The sequence below is a fragment of the Streptomyces nanshensis genome, from assembly GCF_001751255.1.
Classification (GTDB): Bacteria; Actinomycetota; Actinomycetes; order Streptomycetales; family Streptomycetaceae; genus Streptomyces; species Streptomyces nanshensis_A.
In genome coordinates this window covers 1-7,067 of record NZ_LJGW01000089.1, presented here as the reverse complement: position 1 = coordinate 7,067, position 7,067 = coordinate 1, and the positions used below count along the sequence as shown (strand labels likewise).

The 7,067-nt window shown below is 70.0% G+C and carries 9 protein-coding genes; all 9 read right to left on the bottom strand.

Annotation, left to right across the window (positions count from 1 at the left end; all coding sequences use genetic code 11):
• Positions 1-167: 167 nt before the first annotated feature.
• The gene (locus AN218_RS04480) at positions 168-494 is read right to left on the bottom strand and encodes a hypothetical protein (RefSeq protein WP_070015303.1); all 327 of its coding nucleotides are present in this window, start codon (positions 492-494) and stop codon (positions 168-170) included.
• Between the two features lie 339 nt (positions 495-833).
• Positions 834-1,391, bottom strand: coding sequence for a hypothetical protein (locus AN218_RS04475; protein ID WP_141747462.1), 558 nt, complete (start codon positions 1,389-1,391; stop codon positions 834-836).
• A 3-nt stretch (positions 1,392-1,394) separates the two neighbouring features.
• The gene (locus AN218_RS04470; RefSeq protein WP_070015301.1) at positions 1,395-1,919 is read right to left on the bottom strand and encodes a hypothetical protein; all 525 of its coding nucleotides are present in this window, start codon (positions 1,917-1,919) and stop codon (positions 1,395-1,397) included.
• Between the two features lie 31 nt (positions 1,920-1,950).
• Positions 1,951-2,385, bottom strand: a complete 435-nt coding sequence (locus tag AN218_RS35960; protein ID WP_141747460.1) for a hypothetical protein — start codon at positions 2,383-2,385, stop codon at positions 1,951-1,953.
• Positions 2,386-2,747: 362 nt separating this feature from the next.
• Positions 2,748-3,146: a hypothetical protein gene (locus tag AN218_RS04460; protein ID WP_070015299.1), complete on the bottom strand. Its 399-nt coding sequence runs from the start codon at positions 3,144-3,146 to the stop codon at positions 2,748-2,750.
• Positions 3,147-3,475: 329 nt separating this feature from the next.
• A complete protein-coding gene (locus tag AN218_RS04455; protein WP_070015298.1) occupies positions 3,476-3,739 on the bottom strand; it encodes a hypothetical protein in 264 nt (87 codons plus the stop codon).
• A 131-nt stretch (positions 3,740-3,870) separates the two neighbouring features.
• Positions 3,871-4,878, bottom strand: a complete 1,008-nt coding sequence (locus tag AN218_RS04450; protein WP_141747459.1) for a hypothetical protein — start codon at positions 4,876-4,878, stop codon at positions 3,871-3,873.
• A gap of 111 nt (positions 4,879-4,989) precedes the next feature.
• Entirely contained in the window at positions 4,990-5,847 is an 858-nt protein-coding gene (locus tag AN218_RS04445; protein WP_070015296.1) for a class I SAM-dependent methyltransferase, read from the bottom strand.
• A gap of 611 nt (positions 5,848-6,458) precedes the next feature.
• Positions 6,459-6,992 carry a hypothetical protein gene (locus AN218_RS04440; protein ID WP_070015295.1) on the bottom strand — a complete coding sequence of 178 codons (534 nt, stop codon included), beginning with the start codon at positions 6,990-6,992 and terminating at the stop codon, positions 6,459-6,461.
• Positions 6,993-7,067: the final 75 nt, after the last annotated feature.

Sequence of the window (7,067 nt, the reverse complement as noted above, 5' to 3'; positions counted from 1 at the left end):
GTGCGCGCGCTCCCGCGCGCACCGCGCCGGCTGATTCGTCGAGCCGCGGCGCCCGGCGCGCGGCGGAACGGGCGACCTGCGCACCGGGCCGACTCATGGGAGTTGGCCCGGTGCGCCGTACGGGGGGGGGTGAGCACTCCCGGTTCGGGCCGGGAACCCCGGAGCTGTCAGGCAGGGTCGATGGGCTCGTGTGCGCCGGGGTAGAGGGCGGTACGGAAGAACTCTTCGTACGCCGTCTCCAGCAGTCGGCTTTCGTCGTCGATCACCTTGGCGAACTCGGGGACGGAGTCGGCGAAGTCGCGGGCGGCCTCAAGATAGGCGGCGTCCACCGCATCCAGCGGGGTCTTCCCCCATGCGCTGCGGGACTGGGGAGGAAGTTCCCCGCGCTCGACCGACCAGTCAAACGCCACCGTGTACCAGCCGGGGCCGGTGACACCTCGTACGGCTCGCCTGCGGGCGAGGGCCTTCTTGTACCGACGGATGAGAGAACGCATACGGCACCTCCATGGTGGATTCGCGGGTGGCTCGTCGTCCGTGAGGTCAGGTCAGATCGACCACGTCGGCCTCCCGGGGTGATGGATCGTTCGGCGGTGTGCGGGTGTCTCACCCCAACAACATCCATGGTGGCGGAAGTGAGTGAGGGGCTGAACCCCTTCCCTGACCAGCGCAAACGCATTCCGTGCCTGCCGTGCGCGTACCGCCCCACGGGGCCGACCACCCTCGGTGCGTACGGCCCCACGACGGCGGCACGCACCGCGGGAGCCGGACCGTCCCCGTCCCCGATTCCGGCTCCCGCCGCCTGGCGCCGACGACGTCCGCCTACCGTGCTCCGGCTACTCGGAGCGCGGGCGCATCTCCGCGTGCAGGATCCCGTGCGGAGAGGCCAGCCCGCGGCGCCGTTCCGCACGCGCGGCCAGAAGGAAAGCGAGCACCCGGCGCGCCTTCTCCTCGGCCTGCTGCCGCAGGTTGTCCGGGCAGGCTTCGGGGACCGTGATGCTCTTCTTCCGCAGGTCGATCCCGAACTCGGCGCTCCTGACTGTGCACGGCGAGACGTACAGGTGTGTCCGGGCGAGCACCCGAGCGTCGTCGCGGTATCCGAAGAGCGTGACGTACTCGTTGTGCCACGCGCGGTAGGCGGTGTTGGGCGAGATCCGCACCGGCCTCGGTTCCGTCCGGCCTGTGCGCTCCAGGCGGGGCAGCCGAAGCGGCGCTCCGTCGTGTGGTACCGGGCGGGTGACGTGCCGGTGGAAGGGGTACCAGCCGGGCCCGTAGATCTCCGGCGGATCATCCAGCGCATATGCCCAGTCGCCCGGCTCCGGCTCGATTGCGTACAAGGCGGTCGTGTTCTCCGCCGCGACCTGCGGGGCCCGGTACATGGACTTCCTTGTCATGGTCTACTCCTCGGTGTCGTCGTCGGTGGCACCGCCCGGCGCCTTGTAGGGCAGGCCGAGGGCGAGGAACAGGCGCTCGACCAGGTGGACGACGTCGGCCCCAGGCCATGAGTCGCCGAACGCCATGCAGCCTTCGTGCAGTTCGAGCACCGCAGCGCGTTCGCGGCTGTCCGTATCGCCCGGCCCGCTGCCGGGCGGCGGTGTACGGGGCTGGTCGGTGAGCACGGTGATGCTGTGCGGGGGTACGGCGTGCACGCGGCGCTGCCGCACGCCGCTGTGTACGAGGCGCAGCGCACCGTTGGCGGTCTCGCGGGTCTCGGGCCGTGAGGTCCGCGACAGTTCGATGAGGACCTGCCCGCACGGCGTGACGTCGCGGGCGGTGCCTTCGCACATCTCCACCGAGTGATCCCAGCGGCGCGGGTAGTACACGCGGCAGCCGGCGGTAACGGGAGTGCCGCGCCAGTCCGTCATCAGGTCGGCGCCGCGGCGGAGCCTGGTGCCGGCGGGCGGAGTCGTGGTCGGTGCCATGGCGGTCTCCTTCGCTGCGGGCGTCGGGTGATCAGAGTGGGGGGCTCAGCAGCGGCCACCGGCGGCGAAGCGACGCGTCCGGGATGCGGGCGGCGTCGGTGTAGATGCCTTCCTGACCGGGAGAGGCAACCCGGCCCCACGTGAACGTTTCGGACGCGGGGAGGAAGCGGCGTGTGTCCGGGCTACGGGTGAGCAGCCCCACGCCGTACGCTTCCGCCCGGCCCTCGGCGAAGTCGTCCCACAGCTTCTCGTCGTCAGTTCCGTACCGGTCGTGCGACTCGTCGACGACCACGACGATCAGCGGGGTGTCGTCCTCCTCGTCCCGGCCGAACAGGCTGAAGCGGTTGGCGACGTCGGCGACCGCGCTCAGACGGTCGCTGCGGGTGTTGAGGTACTGGGCTCCGCCCTTCTCGTCCGGAACGGTCCACTTCCACGCCTCGAACAGGCAAAGGCGGTCGCCGCCCATCCCGGCGATACTCCGGCGGAGGAAGCCGTACGGGGCCCCGTCTACCGGTACCGGGTGCGGGAACGTGCATTCGGCGCAGGTGACGCCGACGTGACGCAGCGCGCGTTGCAGACGGGGCCAGCGGGCGAAGCGGGTGCCGCACCGGCAGCACGTGTACACCTCCCAGGGAGACGGCGCGTCGGCCGTGACGTGGTGACAGCGCGGGCAGCGATGCGCCTTGTCGGAATTCCACGGGATGACGGCCTGCATGGATCGCACGGACACGGATACCTCCGGGGGTTCGGTTGCGGCGGGGAAGGGGGCATGCCCGGGGCCGCCGCAACGGCGGCAGCCCCGGGCAGGCGGGGGTGCGGGGTGCGCGCTCAGCGGCGGTGAAGCGGTCCGCGCGATACAGCGGGGCTGGCCTGGAACGCGTTCAGGTCGGCACGCACCATCGCGATGCACTGGTCTGAGGCGCCGTCCTGCCAGCCCAGTCCTTTCGCGTGCAGACGGATGAGGTGGTCAGAGGCGGTGGCGTTGGTGAAGCCGCGGCCGAAGAGGTCCAGTGCGATGACCACCGCCTTAAGGGCCCGGTTGTAGTCCCGGTGCGCTTCTCCCGGCGCATCGCCCGGCAGCGCATCCCGGGCGATCGGCGGAAGCCACTCAGCACAGGCCCCGGCCGGGTAGTGCACCCGGACGGCCTGGGCGGTCATCTCGCCGCCGATGAGCAGCAGTTGGAGGTCGACGCGCCGTCGCGGGCGGCGCGGGAGTCGGATGGACATGAGGCAGCAGCTCCTTCGACTGGAGGTGGACAGGGCAGCCCGACGCGGGTCCGGCGGTCACCGCGTACGGGAGTCGGCGCAGGGGCGGAGGTCGCGGGGTGAGCACATCCCGAGAGCGGCGCCCGCCGCCGGGCTCGGTGTGGGTGATGCGCGGGCGGCNTCATGACGGAAGCGGATTCTGAGTCCCAGTTGAGGGGGGTGAACCCCTTCCCTGACCAGCGCGTTTAGCGAAACGGGTGCTTGCTCGGGTCCGCGACCTTGGAGATCATGACGGAAGCGGATTCTGAGTCCCAGTTGAGGGGGGTGAACCCCTTCCCTGACCAGCGCGTTTAGCGAAACGGGTGCTTGCTCGGGTCCGCGACCTTGGAGATCATGACGGAAGCGGATTCTGAGTCCCAGTTGATCCGCACGGACCTGCCGCCCACCGTCAGAACGGTCTCCGCAAGATCCGTCGCGATGCCGTACCTGTCGTACGTCGCGGTGAGCACCCCGGCCGTGATGGAGCGCGACTTCTCGCTCTTGACGTCAACGGTGACGACGCTGCCGATCCACGAGCTGAACTCCGCCCCAATGAAAAGCCTCTGTGCCTGCATGCGTTGCCTCATTCCTCGGGTGATGGATCGTTCGGCGGTGCGGGGTGTCTCACGCCCCGACAACATCCATGGTGGCGGAAGTGGGCGGGGAGGTGAACCCCTTCCCTGACCAGCGCGTTTAGTGTTCTTCGTTAACAACCGCCGCTCGCCCCGTCGACCGGCGCTGCGTCCTCCCCCCGCAGCGGACGCAAGCCCGTACGGGGGTAGGGAATCCAGTCCGGTCCCCGCATCTCCGCCCAGTACCGCGCCCACAGCTCACGCGTCTGCGGCTGAAGCACGCCGTACGGGGTGAGCCGCGGCGGCGCTGCTCTCGGGGGCACGTCGACATCCCGGTGGGGCAGGCGCAGCCGCAGCACGTTGTGCGTACTGCCGGGGTCACAGGTGAGTACCAGGGCGGGGAACACGCCGTCGTTGCCGAGCGTGACGCCCACACGATCGCCCGCCTCGAACTCAGAGAGGTCCGGACCCCCGCCTCCGGCGCCTCGCCGCCACCGGGCCCGGTCGGCCTGGTCCTCGTGCCACAGCGCATACGCGGCCGGAAACCGGCTCCGGAAGACCTCCAGCAGTTCGGCGGCCTGACCGGCCCACTCCCGCCGCTGCGCCTCGCTGTACGCCGCGACCGGATTCGGCCCACGATGGCCGCGCACCGGACCGGGCGGAAAGTCAAGGAACTGCGAGCCGGCCTCGGCGCGTGCCAGCAGCCGCCCGATACCGCTACGCAGCCCCTGGGCCGTGGCGTACTTCGGGTCGCACCGCTCGTCGGCAAGGTCCTGCTGAATGCCGGGGTCGGCGCCCAACTGCACTTCGGCAAGCTGCGCCGCCTCCCGCATCTCCGCCGTGGGCAGGCAGGGCACGATGCGTACGACTCCGTCGAACAGCAGGTATGCGACGACCGTGTTGCGCACGGTGACGCTGTAGCGCAGGTGGTGAGCCGCCCCGTCGCTGCGGTGCCTCATGTATCCGTCGAAGTGGGAGTCGGCGGCTTCCCGGATCGGCGCGTACTGGGCTTCGGTCAGCTTCCCTTGCGGCGGGCGCTGGGAGAGCCGGTAACACGGCACTCCTGCACGGACGCCGCTGCGGCAAGGAATCAGGCTGCGTAGGCGCTTGGCGAACTCGTCTCGCGGCACGCTCTGAGACACGGGACCTCCTGATGGATCGGTTCGGCGGTCTGCGCGGGGTTCTCACGCCCGCACTCTGCGGAGCCCGGCACGTCGCCGGGCACAAGCGCCCGCTGCGCGGGAGCGGAGCGGTCAGAACAGCACCCCGGACGGCGCAGCGTCCTCGTGGGGTTCGCGCGGCGTCTCGGGCACGGGCGCCGGCGGCGCTGTTCGCGACGCCCGCGCTGGCGGGGATACCTCCTCGCAGGTCTCGGGGTCGAACCGCACGACTTCCGGCATCGCCCGCACGTTGCGCCACTGGCCGACGAAGGCCGAGGTGTCGATGTCCGGCCAGGTGGGCGCCAGGCGGATGCCGGTGGACTTCTCGAACTGCTCGTAGGCGGGGTTGTGCTGCGGGGTGTGCTGAACGCGCCCGCTGAGCCGGAACGGCGCGGAGTTGGCCGGGATGATGAACACCCCGGCCGGAGCGAGCTGCGCCGCGACGGCGATCACGTGGTACTCGAAACGCGCTCCCGCGTAGTTCGGCGCGTTGCGGCTGCGCTCGACGCTCCCGAACGGCGGGTTGCCGATCGCGCGGTCGAAGGTGCCCAGGGAGGCGGGGAGATCGAGGACGTCGGCACAGATCCAGGTCGCCTCCGGCAGGACCTTCCGCCCGGCCCGTACGTACTCGGGGTTCTTCTCCACGCACACCAGCTCGCGCGGCGGCCGGTTCTCCCAGCGGCGCTTCCAGTGCGCGGTGCACTCCCACATCAGGTGTCCGATGCCCGCGCACAGGTCGATGATCCGGTCACCGTGCACACCGAGCGACACATCCCGCGCCAACTCCAGCGGCGTGAAGAACGCCCCCGCCAAGGGGGCGGTGACGGTCGCGGACTCCTGGAAGTGCTCCAGGACGAATTCCTTCTCGGACAGCTTCAGGGGGCGGTCCAGATCGACCAGGTCGCATGCCTTCCGGTGGTTTCGGGCGTCGTCCTTCGACAGCCTCGCCATGGTGTTCTCCGTTCAGTGATGGATCGTTCGCGGCGGTGTGCGGGTGTCTCACTCCCTCACAACATCCATGGTGACGGAAGCGAGAAGAGAAGAGAACACCTTCCCTGACCTGCGGAAACGAGTTCCGACCTGCATGGTGTGCCCATCGACCCGACACCAGCTACACAGCTCTGCCCAGCGCCCGTACGGACGCTATCGGCGAAGCGTCCTCTCCCGCGTACGACTCCCGTGACGACGGCCCCGAGAGCGACGGGCCTCCCGCACTCCCCGCGGGCCCCGCACGGGATGCAGGACGAACACCGCAACGAACAGCACCGGCGCCGCCCGAACCCACCACCGCACACCGAAACTTCCGCTGCGCGCCGCGCAGCGCTCGCCGCACCGTCCGCTCCCACCACCACAACAGGCGGACGTCCAACTCCCTCGCGCCAACGGCGAAACCCAACACGAAGCACACAGCGCCAACTGCGAGCGTGACAGCGGACATAGCACTCCTCTCCGCGCCCCGCGAAACAGGGCGCCACTCACCGGCGAAGCCGGACGGATCCCGCTCCGTGCGACGCGCGGGAGGGCAGGGCGGGCGCTGGCGGATCGCCCGGCCTCCGAGGGCGTCACTTGGGGGCGGGGAAGTCGTCGGGGTGTGTGTTCTTCCAGTCGATCCAGTGCTGCATGGGCTCGGTGTCGCCGAGGGTGTGTCGGCGGTCCATGACCTGTTCGAGAGTGAGCGGGCCGAGCGTGCGGTCAGCGATGCTGGGCGGTTCGGGCACGAACGTCGGGCCTCGGGTCCACGAGCAGCGGCGGTAGCCCCAGTCGTCGGTGCCGTACTTGATGAAGACGGTGGTATTCCAGCCGCTGTCGATGTCGAGCGGGCGCGCGTCCATCTCGCGGGCGTAACCGGTGTTGTTGAACCAGTAGTGCCGGTGCTCCTGGAGGAACGAGGTGAGCATGCGCGCTTCTTGCTCGGTGGGGCGCTCGGCGCTGGCGAACGGCCAGGGCGGGTCGAACGGGCAGTTCGGGTCGGTGTCCACGTAGGCGGCGACGTAGCGCCAACGCGGATTGAAGCCGGAGACAACGGGGATGCGCCGCGCTGTGAGCGGATCGTCCTGCTTGGCGTCGGTGCCGAACGGCCATGATGTGGTGGTCACTTGAAGCCTCCGGGATTCGGGATTCCAGATTCCAGGTGGATGCGTCGGGTCATGCGGTGAGGTCGGCGACGAGTG